Origin of the sequence: Gilvimarinus xylanilyticus, assembly GCF_024195295.1 — a bacterium.
Taxonomy (GTDB): Bacteria; Pseudomonadota; Gammaproteobacteria; order Pseudomonadales; family Cellvibrionaceae; genus Gilvimarinus; species Gilvimarinus xylanilyticus.
Map to the genome: position 1 here is coordinate 137,145 of NZ_JAMFTH010000005.1, position 19,714 is coordinate 156,858.

The 19,714-nt window shown below is 53.2% G+C and carries 16 protein-coding genes; 3 read left to right on the forward strand and 13 right to left on the reverse strand.

Annotated elements, in window-relative coordinates; genetic code table 11:
• The first annotated feature begins 84 nt into the window (after positions 1–84).
• Positions 85–495, forward strand: a complete 411-nt coding sequence (locus M6D89_RS14245; RefSeq protein WP_253968755.1) for a flagellar basal body-associated FliL family protein — start codon at positions 85–87, stop codon at positions 493–495.
• On the opposite strand, the gene gshA is transcribed toward M6D89_RS14245, so the two are convergent.
• The 3 genes from gshA to M6D89_RS14260 form a co-directional block, all read right to left on the reverse strand.
• Complete coding sequence (gene gshA, locus M6D89_RS14250; RefSeq protein WP_253968756.1) at positions 470–2,104, reverse strand: glutamate--cysteine ligase; 1,635 nt, start codon at positions 2,102–2,104, stop codon at positions 470–472. The genes M6D89_RS14245 and gshA overlap by 26 nt on opposite strands.
• A 14-nt stretch (positions 2,105–2,118) precedes the next feature.
• Positions 2,119–2,445, reverse strand: a complete 327-nt coding sequence (locus M6D89_RS14255; RefSeq protein WP_253968757.1) for a hypothetical protein — start codon at positions 2,443–2,445, stop codon at positions 2,119–2,121.
• Positions 2,446–2,507: 62 nt separating this feature from the next.
• Positions 2,508–3,053 (reverse strand): DinB family protein, encoded by a 546-nt coding sequence (locus M6D89_RS14260; RefSeq protein WP_253968758.1) that lies wholly within the window; start codon positions 3,051–3,053, stop codon positions 2,508–2,510.
• Positions 3,054–3,173: 120 nt separating this feature from the next.
• On the opposite strand from M6D89_RS14260, the gene uvrD reads away from it, so the two are divergent.
• On the forward strand, positions 3,174–5,375 hold the full coding sequence (gene uvrD, locus M6D89_RS14265; protein WP_253968759.1) for a DNA helicase II: 2,202 nt from the start codon (positions 3,174–3,176) through the stop codon (positions 5,373–5,375).
• 77 nt (positions 5,376–5,452) lie between these two features.
• The gene (locus M6D89_RS14270) at positions 5,453–6,610 is read left to right on the forward strand and encodes a TRAP transporter substrate-binding protein (protein ID WP_253968760.1); all 1,158 of its coding nucleotides are present in this window, start codon (positions 5,453–5,455) and stop codon (positions 6,608–6,610) included.
• 315 nt (positions 6,611–6,925) lie between these two features.
• Here the strand turns inward: M6D89_RS14270 and M6D89_RS14275 are convergent, their stop codons facing one another.
• From M6D89_RS14275 to glmU, 10 genes are all read right to left on the reverse strand, one after another.
• Positions 6,926–7,219, reverse strand: coding sequence for a hypothetical protein (locus tag M6D89_RS14275; RefSeq protein ID WP_253968761.1), 294 nt, complete (start codon positions 7,217–7,219; stop codon positions 6,926–6,928).
• 36 nt (positions 7,220–7,255) lie between these two features.
• On the reverse strand, positions 7,256–8,791 hold the full coding sequence (locus M6D89_RS14280) for a methyl-accepting chemotaxis protein (protein WP_253968762.1): 1,536 nt from the start codon (positions 8,789–8,791) through the stop codon (positions 7,256–7,258).
• Between the two features lie 316 nt (positions 8,792–9,107).
• Positions 9,108–9,686: a hypothetical protein gene (locus M6D89_RS14285; RefSeq protein WP_253968763.1), complete on the reverse strand. Its 579-nt coding sequence runs from the start codon at positions 9,684–9,686 to the stop codon at positions 9,108–9,110.
• A gap of 2 nt (positions 9,687–9,688) precedes the next feature.
• Positions 9,689–10,450 (reverse strand): TlyA family RNA methyltransferase, encoded by a 762-nt coding sequence (locus M6D89_RS14290; protein ID WP_253968764.1) that lies wholly within the window; start codon positions 10,448–10,450, stop codon positions 9,689–9,691.
• 13 nt (positions 10,451–10,463) lie between these two features.
• Positions 10,464–11,756 carry a hypothetical protein gene (locus tag M6D89_RS14295; RefSeq protein ID WP_253968765.1) on the reverse strand — a complete coding sequence of 431 codons (1,293 nt, stop codon included), beginning with the start codon at positions 11,754–11,756 and terminating at the stop codon, positions 10,464–10,466.
• 43 nt (positions 11,757–11,799) lie between these two features.
• Positions 11,800–13,629, reverse strand: coding sequence for a glutamine--fructose-6-phosphate transaminase (isomerizing) (gene glmS, locus M6D89_RS14300; RefSeq protein WP_253968766.1), 1,830 nt, complete (start codon positions 13,627–13,629; stop codon positions 11,800–11,802).
• 13 nt (positions 13,630–13,642) lie between these two features.
• Positions 13,643–14,410 carry a DeoR/GlpR family DNA-binding transcription regulator gene (locus M6D89_RS14305; RefSeq protein ID WP_253968767.1) on the reverse strand — a complete coding sequence of 256 codons (768 nt, stop codon included), beginning with the start codon at positions 14,408–14,410 and terminating at the stop codon, positions 13,643–13,645.
• A gap of 166 nt (positions 14,411–14,576) precedes the next feature.
• Positions 14,577–17,381 carry an insulinase family protein gene (locus tag M6D89_RS14310; protein ID WP_253968768.1) on the reverse strand — a complete coding sequence of 935 codons (2,805 nt, stop codon included), beginning with the start codon at positions 17,379–17,381 and terminating at the stop codon, positions 14,577–14,579.
• Between the two features lie 12 nt (positions 17,382–17,393).
• Positions 17,394–18,224 carry an undecaprenyl-diphosphate phosphatase gene (locus M6D89_RS14315; RefSeq protein ID WP_253968769.1) on the reverse strand — a complete coding sequence of 277 codons (831 nt, stop codon included), beginning with the start codon at positions 18,222–18,224 and terminating at the stop codon, positions 17,394–17,396.
• A 9-nt stretch (positions 18,225–18,233) separates the two neighbouring features.
• On the reverse strand, positions 18,234–19,598 hold the full coding sequence (gene glmU / locus M6D89_RS14320) for a bifunctional UDP-N-acetylglucosamine diphosphorylase/glucosamine-1-phosphate N-acetyltransferase GlmU (RefSeq protein ID WP_253968770.1): 1,365 nt from the start codon (positions 19,596–19,598) through the stop codon (positions 18,234–18,236).
• Positions 19,599–19,714 lie beyond the last annotated feature (116 nt).

The following is a 19,714-nucleotide window of genomic DNA, read 5'->3' on the forward strand; positions in this document are numbered from 1 at the left end:
TAATGTAACGCGCAAAAAGGCCGATATGCTTGCCGGGGTAGTAGGATCTGGCTATGCTGAGTGCTTAAATATAGGTAACGCACCATGCTAAAAAAATGTTTGTTATTCATTAGCTTACTGGGATTGAGCCTCACCGCTTGGGCTCAGGAAGAGAGCGCCGAGAACCTTGTAGACGGCGCCATTTACATTCCCATGCAACCGCCTTTTGTAGTCAATTACGGCGGCACGGGACGGTTAAAATATCTCAAAACCGAATTGACCCTTAGGGTGAATGACGTCCATACCGCGGCGGCGGTGCGCCATCATATGCCCCTGCTGCGCAATGCGATGGTGATGCTGTTCTCGCGGCAAAGCGAAGAGGCCATTACCACCCAAGAGGGAGTCTCCCAGCTGCGTGAAACGGCCAAACAGGAAATTATCGCCCTGTTGGAGTCCGAACAGGACGAAGCCGATGTGCTTGAGGTCTACTTTAATGACCTGATTGTGCAGAAATAGGTTCGCTGGCTGTCCTCTGAGTACAGCCACAATCACTGTACTGGCGGTAGTAGGCCGCCAGATACTCTTCAAAACTCACCGTATCCGCCGCTTCAACTTCCGTTTGCCGCCTATGGCTCTCGCTCGCCAGCTGAGCGAAGTAACTCTGACGCGCGGCGCTGAGTGGTCGCGTGGCAAAGTACTGGCGGTGTCGCTCCGCCATTTCCAAGGTGTGAGCGTAGTAAGTTTGCTGTTTTTCCTGCAGGGCGTGCAATACCTGCTGCGCCGGGGTGGGGGTTGCACCCGCCCGTTTTTGCTCTTGCGCGGCAAAGGCGCGGCGGTAATCATCGATGCCCCAGGCGCCGTCCAGCATCTCGGCACAGGCCGAGATGCCGCACTGCAGCTGGGCGGCCCACTCGCTGGCCTTTACTTCACCGCTTTCATTTAACAGGGTTAGGTCTGGGTCCAGGCCGCGATAGACGATTCGTTTTTGATTCTCTTGCAGATTGGCGTATTCGCGATCACTGGCCTGGGGGCTGTCCTGCAGCAGGCAAAACAGTAAAAACGCATCCAGATAATGCAGCTGGTCGCTGTTTACGCCCAGCGGGTCAAATGGATTTAAGTCCACACAGCGCACCTCGACATACTCCACCCCGCGCAAGCGCAGCGCCTGCAACGCTGTCTCACCGGAGTTCGCTGTGCGCTTGGGACGAATGGTGCTGTAAAACTCGTTTTCAATCTGCAGCAAACTGGTGTTTAACTGCTGATACTGGCCTTCAACGTCGGTTAAACCGATACGCTGATAGTCTGCGTGGGGCTGAGTGATCGCACCGCAGAGGGTTTTGAGGTAATTGTCTACATTGTTGTAGCAGACGATCAGCGAGTTCTGGGCGTCGCTCTGGTAGCCCAAATCCCCCATTCGCAGTGAAGTGGCGTAGGGCACATGCAGTGTATTGCTGTCAGTACCAAAGGGCACCAGAGCGTGCTCGCGACCGCGTACAAAGCTTTTACACACCGCCGGTGCGGCGCCAAACAGCTGAATCAGCAGCCAGAAGTAGCGGCGAAAGTTGCGGATGAGGGCAAAGTACTTATCGGTTTTAAAGTCCTGCAGCGACTGGGTACTGCCCTCGTGCTGCGCCAGCGCTCGCCAAAACTCGTCCGGCAACGAAAAATTGTAGTGGACCCCGGCAATGGTCTGCATGGCGCGGCCATAGCGGTGCCCCAGGCCCAGGCGGTAGACGGTTTTCATGGTGCCACTGTTGGAGGTGCCGTAGCGCGCCACCGGTATCGAGTTGTCCCCCGCCAGCACGCAAGGCATGCTGCCGGGCCAGAGTAGCTCGTCACTCAACTGGCTATAGGTATAGCGGTGAATTTCATCTAGCTGCGCCAGAACATCGCTAATGCGGGTCGCCGGCTGGGTGATAAATTCCAGCAGCGCTTCGGAATAGTCGGTCGTGATGTGCGGGTGGGTCATCGCCGAACCCAACCCCTGCGGGTGTTGCTCGGCCGACAGACGCCCCTCTGGGGTGACCCGCAGGCTTTCCTTCTCGATGCCGCGCAGAATTCCACGCAGTGTGTGCTTTGCAGCTGGAGCGGCGAGTGCCGCTAACTGCGCGTCCAGTTGTGACAAGGGGCTATCCTCGGTTAGTGAGCGGCCTCGGGGGTCGGCTTGGCATCGGGGGTGTCGGCGACATCGCTATCGAGCGCGAGCGACTGCGTCTGGTTGGCTTTGGGCAGCGGGGGCGGCAGAATCTCGGGATCTATTTGGGGCTGGCCGCGCTCGTTCAGCGGACACTCCACCAGCTTAACCCGCTGGCTGTAATCTTTGGCGTTGGCTTCAAACATTTCATTCACCGCTTCGTCCTTGTGGGGGCTGCGGTACAAACTGGCCAATTCGCGGCCGTCTTGCCAGGTGCGCTGTTTGCTCAGAAACAGCTTGTCCTGGTTTTGGATAATATAAACCTCAGACATAAAAAACCATCGTTGTCTGGTGGAAGGAATTTACCGGTTTAACTGCGCATAATGGGGACTAATCAGTCAGTGTCAAGTCTGGGAATATCCAGAAGAAAGTCCGTAGAGCCAATATCCACCCCTTTTTGGCTCAGCAGAGTGCTTACCTGACCCCGATGATGGGTCTGATGGTTAAACAGATGCAAGACCAGCTCGCCAAAATGGCGCACCGCAGACTCGCCCAGGCGGTTGCGATATGCCAGTGGCATGTTCAAGTCTGTGCTTTGAAGCTCCCGAGCGCTCCAGCTCACAATAGCCTCATCCACCAACCTTCTAACGGCACCCAGCGCGCCAAAGTGCGGGTAGAGCAACTGGTCGAGAGATTGCGGCGCGGGCAATTCAGACAGCGCCTGCAGGCTTGGGTATCCCTCACAATGATTGGCAAAGCGCGCAAGCCAGAGTAAGTCGCCCACCAATATATGATTAAGCGTACCCAACACCGAATCAAAATAGGCGCCGGCGGGTGCTGCCAGACTGGCGTGGTCCAACTGCGCGGCGGCGCGGTACACCTGGTTATTCAAGCGCATGTTGTAGCCGGCCATCAGCTGAATATGGGTTAGCGCATTCATTGTTTACCGCTCTCTGTGCGTCTATTTACTGGGTATATTTACAGTAAAATGGTATGCTTGGGGTTTGCAACCTAAGCGCGTTTACCCGCGTTATAACACACCCAACCGAAACCTTGTCCCATGTCCGTAGCAGAACTCACCGCCAGCCTTAACCAAGCCCAAAGCGAAGCCGTTACCGCCGAGCCGGGTAACCAACTGATTCTGGCGGGAGCGGGCAGTGGTAAAACCCGGGTGCTGGTTCACCGTATTGCCTGGCTGGTGCAAACCCAGGGTGTCTCGCCCTACAGTATTTTAGCGGTTACCTTTACCAACAAAGCCGCCAAAGAAATGCGCGCCCGTCTGGACGAGCTGTTTCGCGAGGCAGGCACCCCCATCAATACCCGCAGTATGTGGGTAGGCACCTTTCACGGCCTGGCGCACCGGCTGTTAAAAGCCCACTGGAAAGACGCCCGCCTGCCGCAGAACTTTCAGATTCTGGACAGTGACGATCAGTTGCGCCTGATCAAGCGCGTTTACCAAAACCTGGAGCTGGACGCCGAGCGCTGGCCCCCGCGTCAGGCCCAGTGGTTTATCAACGGCCAAAAAGACGAAGGGCTGCGCGCCAAACACCTGCAGGAAAGCGCCGACCCCTTTTTGCGTACCATGGCGATGGTGTACCGCGCCTACGAGGCCGACTGCGAACGCGGCGGCCTGGTAGATTTTGCCGAACTGCTGCTGCGGGCCCACGAATTGTGGCTCAATAACCCGGCTATTTTGTCCCACTATCAGGGCCGCTTTCCGTTTATTTTGGTGGACGAGTTCCAGGACACCAACTCGGTTCAGTACGCCTGGCTGCGGGTGCTGGCGGGCGAGGCCTGCTTTGTCACCGCCGTGGGCGACGACGACCAATCTATTTATGGCTGGCGCGGCGCTAAAGTCGAAAATATTCGCCGCTTTGAAGAGGACTACCCTCAGACTCATGTGGTGCGCCTGGAGCAAAACTATCGCTCGACCGGGCATATTCTTAACGCGGCCAATGCGGTTATCGCCAATAACTTTGGCCGCCTGGGTAAAGAGCTGTGGACCGATGGTGAAGACGGCGACCCGATTTCGCTCTACGCCGCCTTTAACGAACAAGACGAAGCGCGCTTTATTGTCGAGCGCATTAACGATTGGGTGGCCAAGGGCAACAGCAAAAGCAGCTGCGCGATCTTGTACCGCTCCAACGCCCAATCGAGGGTTCTGGAAGAAGCCTTACTGCGCGAGAATATGCCCTACCGCATTTATGGCGGTCAGCGCTTCTACGACCGCCTGGAAATTAAAAACGCACTCGCCTATATGCGCTTAGCCGCCAACTGCGACGACGACCCGGCGTTTGAGCGAGTCATTAATACGCCCACGCGGGGAATCGGCGGCAAAACCGTGGATGACGTGCGCGCCTTTGCCCGCGAGCACGGCTGCTCGCTGTGGCAGGCGGCGGGGCAGATGGTGCATAACAAAGTCCTGAGCGCGCGCGCCGCAAACGCAGTTGCCGGCTTTATGCAGTTGATTGAAAACCTGACCGAGAAGAGCGGCGAACTCCCCCTTGACCGGCTCGCCGAGTCGGTACTGGACACCACCGGCTTATACGAATTTCACAAGAACGAAAAAGGCGAGAAAGGCCAGGCGCGGGCGGAAAACCTGGAAGAGTTAATGACCGCCTGCCGCGTGTTCACCCCGGAAGAGGAAGAAGAACCCGCGCTGCAGCAGTTTTTGGACAATGCCGCCCTGGATGCCGGCGACGCCCAGGCCGACGAGTTTGAAGACGCGGTACAGTTAATGACCCTGCACTCGGCCAAGGGCCTGGAATTTCCCGTTGTGTTTATGGCCGGGGTCGAGGAAAACCTCTTCCCCCACAAAATGTCCATCGAAGATCCGGACCGCCTGGAAGAAGAGCGCCGCCTCGCCTATGTGGGAATTACCCGCGCGATGGAGAAGCTCTACATCTGCTACGCCGAAACCCGTCGCCTGTACGGCGGGGAAACCTTTAACGCAGTATCGCGCTTTGTGAAAGAGATCCCCAACGAGCATTTAGAAGAGGTGCGGATTAACAGCACCATTACCCGCCCCGCGCGTCTGCAAACCGGTGGCGGTCGACGCCAGGCGCAAAACCAGACACGCCTGTCTGACACAGGGGCCGATACCGGATTTCAATTGGGCCAGCGGGTTACCCATAAAAAGTTCGGCGAGGGGATTATCGTTCACTTTGAAGGCAGTGGCGCCAGCACCCGGGTACAAATTAACTTTGATGATGAAGGCACCAAGTGGTTGGTGATGCAGTATGCGAAATTAGAGGCGGTTTAATTTTTTGCGTCAGACGTCTGACGCGATTTTACAAACTCATGCTATTCTTTTCCTTTTAACTACAACAATAAAACGCTATGACTCAGTCTCGCTCATTTAACGTAACGCCGCTGGTTATTCTCGCTCTAGTCGCCCTTAGCCTAGTGTTGTTCGCCGCCCTGGTAATGACTAAGGCGGGAGATAAATCCAGCGCACAGTCCGGAGCTGCCGTTAAACAGCAGAGCTACCGTTGGCGAATGGTTACCACCTGGCCCAAAAACTTTCCGGGCTTGGGCACCACCGCCGAAGAGTTTGCCAGTATGGTCAATGAAATGAGTGGCGGTCGCCTGACTATTCAGGTACACGGCGCCGGGGAAATTGTTCCCGCCATGGGCGTGTTTGATGCGGTGTCATCGGGCAGTGTAGAAATGGGCCACGGCGGCGCCTACTACTGGCGCGGTAAATCCCCGGCCACCCAGTTTTTTACCACCGTGCCCTTTGGTATGAACGCCCAGGAGATGAACGGCTGGCTACACCATGGTGGCGGCTTGGAGTTATGGCGCGAAGTCTACGAGCCCTTTAATATTATTCCTTTCGCGGGCGGCAATACCGGTATTCAAATGGCCGGTTGGTTCAATAAGGAAATTAACTCGCTGGATGATTTAAAAGGTTTGAAAATGCGCATTCCCGGTTTGGCCGGTGAAGTGTTTAACCGCGCCGGCGGCACCAGCGTGAACATTCCCGGCGGCGAGCTCTACACCGCTTTGCAAACCGGTGTTATCGATGCGGCCGAGTGGGTGGGGCCAGCCAATGATCTGGCATTTGGGTTTCACGAGGTGGCCCGCTATTACTATTACCCCGGCTGGCACGAACCGGGGTCTACCTTAGAAATTTTAGTGAACAAAACCGCCTTCCAAAATCTACCCGACGATTTACAGGCTATTGTCACCTACGCGGCCCGCGCCGCAAACCAGGATATGCTAGACCAGTACACCGCCACCAATAACGCCGCCCTTAAAGCCTTGGTGGAAGAACACGATGTTCAATTGCGAAAGTTACCCGACGAAGTGCTCGCCGAGCTCAAGCAAATGACTGAGCAGGTGTTTATTGAACAAGCCGAGCAAAACAAAATGTTCGCGCGGGTGTGGGAGTCGTATCGCGACTTTCAAACCAAAGCCGGTGAATGGCATGAGGTATCGGAAGAGACCTATTATCAAGCCAGACGAAGCGCCGCAGATGCTCGAAACTCTGACTAGCGTTTGATTGAACTAAGTAAGCAATCCGCCGCGGGAAAAACTATCGCACACAGTGCTTAATAAAAAACGGAAGGATCAAGCCTCGTTTTGGAAGCGGCTTTTTAGGGAAGTACTTCTTGCCGAGGGCTATGGCCATTACCTGCGAAGCGCGCCAAGGGCAATGGATTGCCCGAATGTCAGAAAAGCAGGAGCATTTTCCGGCGAAGGAGTGAACGTTTTGGACTCGCGCAGAGACCGCTGAGGACTTAATCAGAGGCTCCTTCGATAAAGAACCCGGGAGAGGAAGGGAGATTGGCGGTCCTTCGCCAGTGTTGCTTAGCTATTCAGGGCTTTAAATTCGCGAATTAATTTGTTGAAGCTTTCGGCGTAGGCCTCCAGATCCTTAATCGCTTTGCTTTGTTCAGAGCGAGACATACCAGAGCAGCTAAGATATTCCTCCATGGCTTTTACATAGGCCTTTACTTCGTTATTAGCCTTCACCATTTGCGCAGTTACCGCGTTGGCCGGATCGGGAAAATCGCCGGGTTTAGCAGGTTCGCTACAGGCCATGCTTGCCGCTGGTAACGCCATTGCTGCCAGCAAAGCAAAGTTAAGTAGAGTTTTTTTCATGTATTGCTACCTCTTCGTACTTAGGGCAGATGCCAGTTAAATTTTAAAGCGGCCGACCAGTTCGGACATTTCTTTAGCCATTTTAGCCAGGTTAACGCTGTTGGCTGTAATTCGGCTGGAGCTTTCTGCAGTGCTTTGCGCTACCCCCGAAACACTGTCGATATTCACTTCAATTTGCTGGGTGGCAGCGCTTTGCTGTTCCGAGGCCGCCGCAATCTGGTTAGTGCGGTCGCGAATTTCACCCACATAATTGGTAATTTCTTCCAGCGAGTCGGTGGCTTCGCTGGCACGAGCGACCGAAGCATCGGCCTGGCTGGTGCCGGCAGTCATCATCTCTACGGCTTCGGCCGAACCGGTTTGCAAACGCTCAATCATTTCTTGAATTTCGGTGGTTGAGCTCTGAGTGCGTGAAGCTAGGGTGCGCACCTCATCGGCCACCACCGCAAAACCACGACCCTGTTCACCGGCGCGCGCCGCTTCAATCGCCGCGTTAAGCGCCAACAAATTGGTCTGCTCGGCAATGCCGCGAATCACATCCAGCACGGTGCCGATCGCAACGGTTTCCTGACGCAGGCGATCAATCACCTCAGAGGCGGTTTTAATATCCGCCGACAGGCTTTGAATCTGGCTCATGGTGCTCTGCACAATGCCTTTGCCGCTCATGGCAACCTTATCGGCTTGCAGAGAGTTGTCGGCGGTTTCGGCCACGCGCTGGGTTACATCCGACACCACGCTCGCCATCTCTTTAATCGCAGTAACAATTTGTTGGATGTCGGACTGTTGCGAGGTAATGGAGCGCTCGTTTTCCTGGGACAGATTAGAGAGAATATTCGCGCTTTCATCCACTTCAACAGCCGTCTCGGCTACGCTGGAGATAATGTCCTGCAGCCGTTCGACAAAACGGTTGAAGTTAACCGCCAGTTCACTCATTTCATCCGAGCCCTCGACCGGCAAGCGACGAGTCAGATCACCTTCACCTTCGGAAATATCGCGCAGCGCACGCACCACGTTATTGACCGGTTTAACCACACTGGCCTGCACAAGATAGGCGAGAGCAGCCGCCACAATGCTGATGATAATCACCACCCAAACGGCGTCCATGACCGCCTCGGAAACAACGGTATCCAACTCTGCCAAATCCACATGCATTGAGATGGTGCCCACCTGAGCGCCATCAGACTTAATAGATTCGGTAATAACCAGAGCATTGTCCAACTCGACCACGCCCTCGCCATTGGGGCGCGAGGGTAGATTGGCTGGCATTTTGCCGTCGCCCGCGCGCGAGAACCAGGCAAAAGGCTCACCACCGCTGTAAATGACCGCGCCCTGTACCCGCTCGCTGATCTTTAGGGCTTGCAGTGAAGCGGTAACCGTCATGTCGTCATCAAAGGTGATGGCGCCGACACTGGCCTCGCCCAATACATCCGCCAGGGTACGGGTGTCTTTGATAATGGTGTCTTCGACCGTAGCAATCCCCGAGCGTACGGTTACAAAGGTGGTCACCACTACAGCGGCTATACAGGTCAGGGTGACACTGAGCAGAATTTTCCACTTTAGAGATAGGTTTTTCACAGCGGCCTCGTCATTTATATCTTTTGTTGGGGTTGGGCTTATACCCTGTTATAGGTGATAAAACAGTTCTATGCCAGACACCAACCAAACCCATTGGTTGTAGTATAATGCGCCAAAACACATTTTCCGAGGGCTTACCTGCCCAGTTATTCAAGTAATTTGCTATATCAGAGAGTGAAACTCAGAAAATCGCGTATATCGCTGCCGGTTTTCAGACGGCGGGCGTCCCTTTCATAGTATCTTTCGGCGGGTGACGGGAAACCTTTAAAAGAATCCACAGCGCGCGACAATCCAATCTTTCCCTTAGAAGTAATTCTTATTGCGATTTAGCTGCCAAATGATTGGTGAACGTATCGATTGCGCGATCTATCCGTATCCAGCGATCCTCTTGCTTCTGGGTACGATCAGTAAGTATTTCTATGGCTCCACGCCACTGTGTACGCCTGCTTTCCGGGTGAACCAATCGCAATACTAGAGTACCGGCGTCATATTGCGCTGCCGCACTCAGCGAGGGCGACAAATCCAATTCTCCAACCAGTTCAGATTCGCTGATTGGAGCCCCGATAATAATAACAGCATTAATCCAATGATCGGCCCTAGCTATATCAGCAGTGATAGTGAAACCCTGTTCGGACATCCGTTGCTCAAAACGGGTCTGCATCCGATCCAGAGTTTCTGGGGCCAACTCATAGCTACCATCAGTGAGTATTTCTGCTTTCCCCATCCAAGCCAAATAATCACCGCGACGCAACTCAAACCCAGGCTGACTAATCGAGATAAACGAACTGGTATTAAGCGGTGAATAAGGATCCACAGGTTCAGTGCTACAGCCGACTCCCAGTAAAACCAGCACAGTAAAAACGACTCGTGTCTGAAAACTTAATTGTTTAAACACACCTAGCACCCTTGTTTCTCAACCCAGACAAAAAACTCGCGATTACCATCGCCACCTTTTATGGGGCTACTAAAATAATCTTTTACCCTCAGGGACTGCTGCTGGCAGACCTCGCGAATCGTTTCTTCTACTTGAGAATACTGACTCGCATCGCGGACGATGCCGCCTTTGCCTATGCCCTCGCGACCGACTTCGAATTGGGGCTTTACTAGACTCAACAGCTGGCCGCCGGGTTTGAGTAAACTCGCCAGTGAAGGGAGTATTAGCGTTTGCGAGATAAACGACACATCCATTACCGCCACCGCAAACCCTTCCGGCGCGTAATCGGCGCACAATTGTGAAGGGAGTTCCCGGGCGTTCACCCCCTCGCAACAAACCACCCGCTCGTCATTGCGCAGGGCAGGGAACAATTGATCACGCCCCACATCAACACCAATAACGCGGGCAGCACCGGCTTGTAACAGACAATCGGTAAACCCCCCGGTTGACTGCCCCACATCCAACACAGTCAGATCTTTTACCGACACGCCGGTTTGTTGCAAGGCACCAGCGAGCTTGAGTCCACCGCGGGACACATAGCGATCTTCGTCACCGGGCAGCACTCGCAGGTTTTCGCCCGCATCAATTTTTACACTGACTTTGGCAAGGGTCTGCCAAAGTCCCGCGCGCTCACATTGTACCCGCCCGGCTTTAACCAGCTGTTGGGCGTGAGCACGACTGCGAGCCAGGTCGCGGTTAACCAATTCTGTATCCAAGCGCTGCAAATCTAGCCTCGTTTTACGGTTTCGCTCTGTAAAGCGCGTCAATATGACGATACTCAAAAGGACGGATAATAAAACCACCGTGACTGAATACCTTGAGGCGCAAGACTTCTTCTTCCAGTCGCTCTAACACTCCGGTCACGCGCTCGCCACTGGTTTGCATAAGCTGTACTTCCTTACCCAGATACGCTTGCCACTGCTCCCGCGCAATGGGCTTTAAAGTCGACTGGGAGCTGTCAGGTTCCACGCTTTGCCGCTGTTGTTCTGCGCGGGTTTGAGCGCGCTCTTGGCGCCAGGCCGACAGCTCTTGCTCGGAGGCAGAACTTATATCCAAGCGACCCTGAGATTGATCATTGACAATAATATTTGCTCTCAACCGATAAAGCAGTTGCCCAAGCGATGACAGGTTTAAACTGTCCATAGCAAAGTCCTGACTGGGCTCAACATGCAATGCAAACTGTTTGGGGTTGGCAATAAAAGCGCTGTAGGCCTGTTCGGTATTTGGACCCGCCTGCAACCCCAGACCATACCAAGTCTCTAACCATTGTTCGGTATGCAGCTCGATAAATGCCGTTCGAGACAATTGAGCTTGCTGTTCACAGAATGACAGTAACCGGGGGTAAAAACCCAAATCGTGATAGTGCAAACTGGCTTCCAGCAAGCGCATTTGAGGGACGGCTTGGGCCATATCAGTAAATGACAAGGAGTTGGCGCCCAGGGAAAACTCGGCCGATAATTGCGACTGGTGTAGATTCGGCGCCTCGCTTACAGTCTTAAGCGTAATCAACTCCCCGCCGCCCACCGCGCGGTATTCAATCTGAGTATCAAATACCGGATCCTGGTAACCCATATTGGAATAATCCACCGGGCTCAAACGGTTTCGCTCGCCACACCCCGCTGCCAAAAACGGGCCCATACCGGGAAACCCGAAGGGATGCATCGCGGTGGTATTGGCCGCGGTCACCGGCATCACCATTCCTTCTAAAGACAGAGTGAGGGTTTCGGGAAACCGCTGCTTTTTGAAAGTGGTGGCGAGCTTATGAATGCCGGTCAGGCTGCCAGTATCAAGTGATATTCGCTCGACATTAAGTTCGGCGCCGGCGCCTGGCACACTGGCGTGTAGGCCCTCTACTGACAGAACCCCGGTGTGGGATATATCGACCTTGCGATACTCAAGCCGCCCGCCAAATGGCGCGATGGCCGAGGCGGCCTTGTCTAACTGTTTCTCTACCTGAGCAATGTAATACCAGCGCCCGCCCAGCAGCACAGCGGCGGCGAGCACCAGAAGTATTAACCCTATTTTTTTCATTATTTCCCTCTAATGTTTTTACTGTTAGTTTGTCTGTTTCCTCCTACTCAACAGTAACGCTCTTAGCCAAGTTGCGGGGCTGATCCACGTCGGTTCCTTTAATAATGGCGACATAGTAGGAGAGCAGTTGCAGGGGTAGAGTATAAACCACAGGCGCCATCCAAGGGTGAGTGTGGGGCAGGTTAATCACTCGCATACTCTCGTCCGACTCAAACTGGGCATCTTTATCGGCAAACACATACAAGATACCGCCGCGCGCGCGCACCTCTTCAACATTGGATTTAAGCTTTTCCAGCAACTCGTTATTAGGGGCAATAACCACAATAGGCATATCGTCGTCGATTAACGCCAACGGGCCGTGCTTTAGCTCACCAGCAGCATAGGCTTCGGCGTGAATGTATGAAATCTCTTTAAGCTTTAACGCCCCTTCCATGGCAATGGGGTACTGATCGCCACGGCCCAAAAACAAAGTATGGTGTTTATCGGCAAATTCCTCGGCCAGCTTTTCAATATCCGCCGCCAGGGTTAGAGTTTGCTCGAGCTCGTCGGGCAGGGTCTTTAGCGCACCTACCATTTCCGCCAACAATAATGGGTTAATATTATTATGCTGCCCCAGAGATAACACCAAAATCGCCAGGCCCACCAGCTGAGTAGTAAATGCCTTGGTCGAGGCCACGCCGATTTCCACCCCGGCGCGGGTCATAAAGGCCAGGTCGGACTCGCGCACCAGGGACGAAGCCCCCACATTGCAGATCGCCAGGGTTGCCAAATAACCCAGATGACGAGCCATGCGCAAAGCAGCAAGGGTATCGGCGGTCTCGCCCGACTGAGAGATAGTCACCAGCAAGCTGCCTGGCAGCACCACGGGTTTGCGATAGCGGTATTCCGACGCAATCTCAACCGAGCAAGAAATACCCGCAAGGGACTCCAGCCAATAGCGCGCGACCATGGCCGAGTGATAGCTGGTGCCGCAGGCGACAATCTGCACATGCTTTACCTCGGCAAAAATTTCTGACGCCTGAGTGCCGAAGGCCTGCTCAAGTACATGGTCATCCGCCAGGCGCGACTCCAAGGCGTTGCGCACCGCCTGGGGCTGATCGTAAATTTCTTTGAGCATAAAGTGGCGGTACTCGCCCTTATTACCCGCATCATAGCTGGCCGTGGACTCCTGGGCGGGGCGATCCACCTGATTGCCGCTGGCGTCTTCAATATAAATATCGCTGCGGCTGATTTGCGCAATATCGCCTTCTTCCAGATAGATAAACTGACGCGTAACCGGCAAAAGCGCCAGAGAATCCGAGGCGACAAAGTTTTCACCAATGCCGACCCCAATCACCAGGGGACTACCCGAGCGGGCAACCACCATGGTCTCCGGTTGTTCGGCATCGATAATCACAGTGCCGTAGGCGCCGCGCAGCCGGGGAATAATTGCGCGCACGGCGTTGAGTAAATTATCTTGAGATTGGCGCTCGCGGTGCACCAAGTGGGCAATAACTTCGGTATCAGTGTCCGAGGTAAACTGATACCCCTCGGCTGCAAGCTCTTCTTTTAGCTCGGCGTAGTTTTCGATAATACCATTGTGAACCACCGCGATATTGCCTGAGCTTTCATGTGGATGAGCATTGCGTTCGCTGGGTTCGCCATGAGTCGCCCAACGGGTATGAGCGATGCCCAACCCACCAGGCAAAGGGGCTAGGATTGCGTCGGACAGTGACTGCACCTTTCCCAACCGACGAATACGATTGAGCCGGCCGGGTTCAGAGACGACGGCCAATCCCGCCGAGTCATAACCGCGATACTCTAAGCGACGCAGTCCCTCAATTAATATTTGCGCAACATCTCGCTGGGCGATAGCTCCCACTATTCCACACATAGATTTCTCTCTATTAAAGATTGTTGGCGGGGCGAATCACGCGCACCCCATTAGATTCAATCTCCCGGGCGGCGCTGTCGGGCAAACCTTCGTCGGTTACCAGAATATCCACCTGAGCCCAGGGCAGTTCAACATTGTGTATACGTCGTCCCAGCTTGTCAGATTCGGCCATGACCACCACTTGGCGCGCGGTATCGGCCATGACCCGACTCAAGCTATACAATTCGTTAAAAGTGGTTGTGCCGCGCTCAATATCCAGACCATCGGCGCCAATAAACAGTTGATCAAAATCGTAGGAGCGCAGTATTTGCTCGGCCAGTTGCCCCTGAAAAGCTTCAGACCGGGCATCCCAAGTACCCCCGGTCATCAGCAACGTGGGTTCATTTTCCAGTTCTAACAATTGGTTTGCCACGGCCAGCGCATTGGTCATAACCACCAGCCCACGACGAGCCGAAAGGTGTGGCAGAAGTGCCGCCGTAGTGTGTCCACTGTCGATAATAATGCGGTTGTGGTCGCGAATCAGCTCTGCCGCCAGGCGGGCGATGGTCTGCTTTTGCACACTGCCCGGGGTATCGTCAGGAACCAAATCGCTGGGCAGAGGCACGGCTCCGCCATAGCGACGCAGGAGCAAACCGCTGGTTTCCAGCGCGGTTAAATCTTTGCGAATGGTAACCTCAGAGGTCTGAAAACACTCCGCCAGGGATTCAACGCTGACTTCGCCCTGCTCATGAAGTCGGTCAATGATAGCGCGGCGACGCCACTGGGCATTTCGTTTGGGCATATAGGCTGACACTTTAACTTTCAAAACGAAAGCAATAGTAGCAAAAACGAAACTTAAACACCAAGACGGTTAGCGGGTTAAGCGTTTGGAATGTCTCTGAAATCACCTGAAAAGGGGAGGAAAGAGAAGTCGAGGGGTCGATAATCGGCCCCTCGACTTGGGAGAATCAGTTAGCCTCTTGTGTGCCCTGAATTTCAACGGTCACCTGCTGCGCCTGATGCTCCACCATCAGACGCTCATACAAATCCACCACTTGCGCTTTATCTGTTTCGCCGATGGCCTGCACCAACCGATCTCGGGTATCGAATTGGTCATTGCCGCGATAGAAGTCGTTCAAAAAGCGGGGGTAATCCTCGTAGAAGTTTTCCGGGGCCTGATTCACCTGGGCAATCACGCTATCGCGCAGCGAATCAAATACCTCGGGCTCAATATCAGCCAGCTGAGCGGCATAACCGTCAATAAACGCTTGGTAGCGACCCGCCAAATCCTCTAAAGCGGTATTGGTGGTTTGGGTGTACAGCACCAATCCCCAGTAGTCACCAATGCGGTCAATCGTAGAACCGACGATATAACCCACCTGGTCTTCGGTGCGCAGTTTGGTGTAAAACGCCTGGTTAAAGACCGAGTTGAGCATCAGTAATCGCGCCCCTGTGTTTAGGCTTTGCTCGGGCGAATAGTATGCGTGCAAAAGAGCATTGTCATTGTGCTCGGTGGTCAACTCCGATTCAGTAACATCGTTTGCCTGGGGCGTAACATAACCACTTTTGTAACGATCGCGCTTTTGCCAATTTTCCGGTAGGGCGGCGAGGGTTATGTCGGCAAACTCCTCTACATTTTCTTGGCGATAATTACCAAAAGCGAAAATCCGTACTCGGTTTTTATTCAGCAAGTCATCTTGATAACGGTTTAACTCCTCCAGAGTAATCGCCTGGGCCGCGTCGCGGTACTCGCTATCGGTCCAGCTGGGAATACTCATGAGTCGATCCAATTCCGTAAACAGCTGACGGTTAGGATCGGCCTTTTTGCGGCCATCCAACCAATCCATATAGCCTTTAAAAGCAATTGCAAATTCTTGCTGGGAAATATCCATGCTCTGCCAACGTTGCAGTAAGCGCTGTAATAACAAGCCGTGCTTTTCACTGTACCCTGACAGCGTAAACGCATGGTTACCTCTGGGCCGCTCTATCCCCATACCAATACCGGCCCGTCCGGCTTTGTCCCGCAGCGCCGTGGTTTGCAAGGAAAACACGCGATTGATCAAATCACTCATTACTTGGTTTTTGGCGTTTTGATCGGGAAGGTCAGTGTTAAACATTACTTGCACATAACCCTGCTCGGACTGGTGATGCATGCTGTGAGCTAACCACGCTTCTATTCCTGATTGCTCCACAATAAGTGTGGGCTTTTCAATCGTAGCGGGCACCACGGAAACAATGTCGGAGCTGAAAAGGTCGTTTTCTTCGGGCAACAGAAACTCATAATCAGCCGCTAACCCGCGCCACCTAGATAACTCCTGCGCGGTAACATCGCGCACTGAATACTGCCCTTTATAATAGGGAATATCAGTGTCGACGGACGCATTGGGGTTAATATGCCAAATGCGGGCACGTTCAATAGTCAGTTGTTCGAGAACGTTTTTAATAGCGTCGCGGTCAAAATGATCAAAGGTGTAGTAGGCATCAATTAGATGATTGACCGGTGTGGTAAACATGGCCGAGGAAAAATGTACCGCCTGATTCATGGGTTTAGGCACCTGAATGTCGGCGAACTGCTTTTCCAGCATGGCCTTGTATTCGCGGTAGTAAACTTCATCCACTCCCTGTTGACGAATTAAATCGATATAGCTCATTACCGCTGCGATAATATTGTCCTGCTGGTTTAACCCTGCTTCAGTGAGACTTATATTGACACTTAACATACCATCGGCGCCGTAATAATCCGGTTGGACACTGACGGTAAAGTTATCCACCCAGCCTTTCTCACGCAAAATTTGCGCGGCGGTCCCCGGCTCTTCGGAGCTAATTAAATTAGCCAGATACTGGTTAGGCTTAACCGCCCACTGATCAGAATTGTCCATAATGGGAAATTCCACCAGCAGTTGTCGGGTAGGTTTTTGCGGTTGATAAAAAATGTGCTGGCCCATTTGCGACTGGGTGAGACCAGTTTCTTTTACCTGGGGCCGCTTGACTGATTTATTCTCGATTGAAGCAAAATGCTTTTGCGCCAGCGCCTGTAATTGCTCAACGGGTTGTTTACCAAAGATAACCAAATTCATTAAATCAGCGGAATAATAGCGGTTGTAGAACCCCAGCATACTTTCGTATAGAGGCATACCTGGCTGATCTGTCAGCGTTTCCAAGTTACCCACTGACATCTGATGCGCAGGATGGTCGGGATTTGCAGTGACGCCTCTGAGGCGATTGATAATCCGACCATCTTGGGTGCGTCCCATAGACCACTCGCTATCGACGGCGTGCCGCTCTTTATTACTGTACTGAGGATCAAACGTGGGCGATTTAAAATAGTCGCTGTAGCGGTCCAAAGCTTCGTCCAGAACACTTTGGTTTACCTGAAAGAAATAATTGGTGTGGTCGGTTGAGGTGTAAGCGTTACTGTAGCCCGCATTTTGCTGCACAAATGCCTGAAAACTGTTGGGTTCTGGGTATTTTTCGGTGCCCAGAAAAAGCATATGCTCAAGATAATGGGCTAACCCCGGAATCTCTTTAGGGTTTTGATAGCTTCCTACCCCGACACTTAATGATGCACCGGCGACCTCAATACTGGGATCAGAAATCAATACCACCCGCATCCCGTTATCCAGTGTCAGGGTTTGATAAGCTCGCGGATCATTGGGACTTTGATGAATACCAGTGTCCGTGCTTATACCCGGCTCTGTGGTCGTTGAGGAGCAACCGCTGATTAAAACGGCAAGTGTGGCGACACCGAATACCAATAATTTTGCCAGCTTCATAAATAATCCCTGCTAACTGAAGACGTAAATTAAATAGGCGCCCAAAAGTACGCGGTAGATGACAAATGGCTGCATTCCCACCCGGCGAATAAACCCGAGAAAAATATGGATACAAGCGTAGGCACTCACAGCCGAGATAAGCACAGCCCAGATTAAGCTGGAAGGGGAGGGCGCTTCTACTGAAGGCTCAGTCACTATCTCTAGGCTCTGCAACATAGCAGCGAGAAAAATAACCGGAATACTGAGTAAAAACGAAAAGCGGGCGCTGGCCTCGCGGGTCAGCCCCAGCATTAGCCCCGCCGTCATGGTAATACCCGAGCGCGAGGTGCCCGGTATTAGCGCCAGGGTTTGTGCCAGCGCAATCCCCAGAATTTGCTTCGCGGACATTTCGTATTCACTGCGACAGGTTTTTCCCTGGTTTAATTCGCAACGCCGGCCGTAACGCCAGTCAGCCCAGCCCAATAAAAGCCCAAATATAATCAGGCTATATCCCATGTAGACACCACTGCGCATATGGGTCTCAATAAAACCTTTGGCGAGCAACCCCACCAGGCCCACCGGTATGGTCGCCCATAAAATGGCCCACGCAAGCCGGGCTTCACTGGTCATTTCACGATAAGTCAGGCTTTTTATCCAGGCTCTTATCAGCCCCCAGACTTCCTTGCGAAAGTAAGCCAGTACGGCGAGTAAACTGCCAAAATGCACGGCGATATCAAAAACTAACCCCTGGTCCGGCCAATCGGTAAACACCGGTAACAATAGCAGGTGTGCGCTACTGGATACCGGTAAGAACTCGGTCAGCCCCTGAATAAGGGACAGAATCAGAACTTCAAGCCATTGCACAGAGCGTCTCTATTTCTTTGTGGGTCGCTGCCAACCCACAATATTACGTTGTTTGGCGCGGGCGATTGCTAAATCATCGGTTTGTGTTGCACGGGTAATCGTGCTGCCAGCACCCACCGTGGTGCCCTCGGCTAAAACCACAGGTGCCACTAAAGCGCTGTTGGAGCCAATAAAACTATTGTCGCCAATTTCAGTGCGGAATTTATTGACCCCATCATAATTACAGGTAATCGTTCCAGCGCCCACGTTTACGCCCGAGCCCATGGTACAGTCGCCAATATAGGTTAAGTGGTTCACTTTACTACCCGCGCCAATTACTGACTTTTTAATTTCGACGAAGTTTCCGACTTTGGCCTCTTTTTGCAGTTGAGTACCGGGACGCAAGCGGGCAAAGGGACCTATAACACACTTTTCCGCTACCGTGGCACCGTCTATCAAGCTGTTGGCTTCTACCCGGGTTCCCGCCGCGAGAGTTGAGTTGCGTACAACGCAGTTAGGGCCAATAGTAACGCCGTCTCCCAACTCTACTTCACCTTCTAAGACGACGTTAATATCAATTTCAATATCCCGACCTAAGGTTAATTTGGCCCGACAATCAAAGCGCATCGGATCGGCCAGCATGACACCTTCTGCCAACAGACGCTGAGCATTAAAAGATTGGTAGGCGCGTTCCAGTGCCGCTTGCTGGCGGCGATCGTTGACGCCTTCAACTTCCCAAAGATACTCGGGCTGGGCACTGTTCACCGCAACGCCTTCGGCGCTCGCGCGGGCGATAATATCGGTTAAATAGTATTCTCCCTGGGCATTATCGGACGATAACTCCGGAAGCCATTTTTTGAGTAACCGCGCAGGCACCGCCATAATGCCTGTGTTAATTTCATTTATCTCGCGCTGCTCTGCGGTCGCGTCTTTTTGCTCGACGATAGCGGTGATCTTCTGGTTTGCGTCACGCACAATCCTGCCGTAGCCGGTGGGGTTAGGGAGGTTTACCGTCAACACTGCCAGCGAATCGCCGGCGCTCTGATCCATCAGCGCTTGTAAGGTTTGCGCCTGAATCAGCGGCACATCGCCATATAAGATCAGAACGGTACTGTCATCGTTTAGCTCGGGGATTGCCTGGGCGACGGCGTGGCCGGTACCCAGCTGCTCGATTTGCTCCACCGACGTAATATCCCCGGCTTCAAAGCTACCTAATACGAGCTTTTTACCAAATCCCACCACGACAATTGGACTGCGGTTATCACCGAGGAGTGGACGAGCCGTATCCACCACATGATGGAGCATGGGCTTGCCCGCTATGGTTTGCATAACTTTGGGTTTTACCGAGCGCATGCGGGTGCCTTTACCCGCCGCTAAAATTACGATATCCAGCATGACTCTCTCCTTCGCGAAAGGCGTATGATAACAAGTCACCGCTTAACTGAGGTTGGTTTTCTGTAAGGCATAAAAAAGGGCGGCCTAAGCCACCCTTTTTAAGCACTAATGCGCAA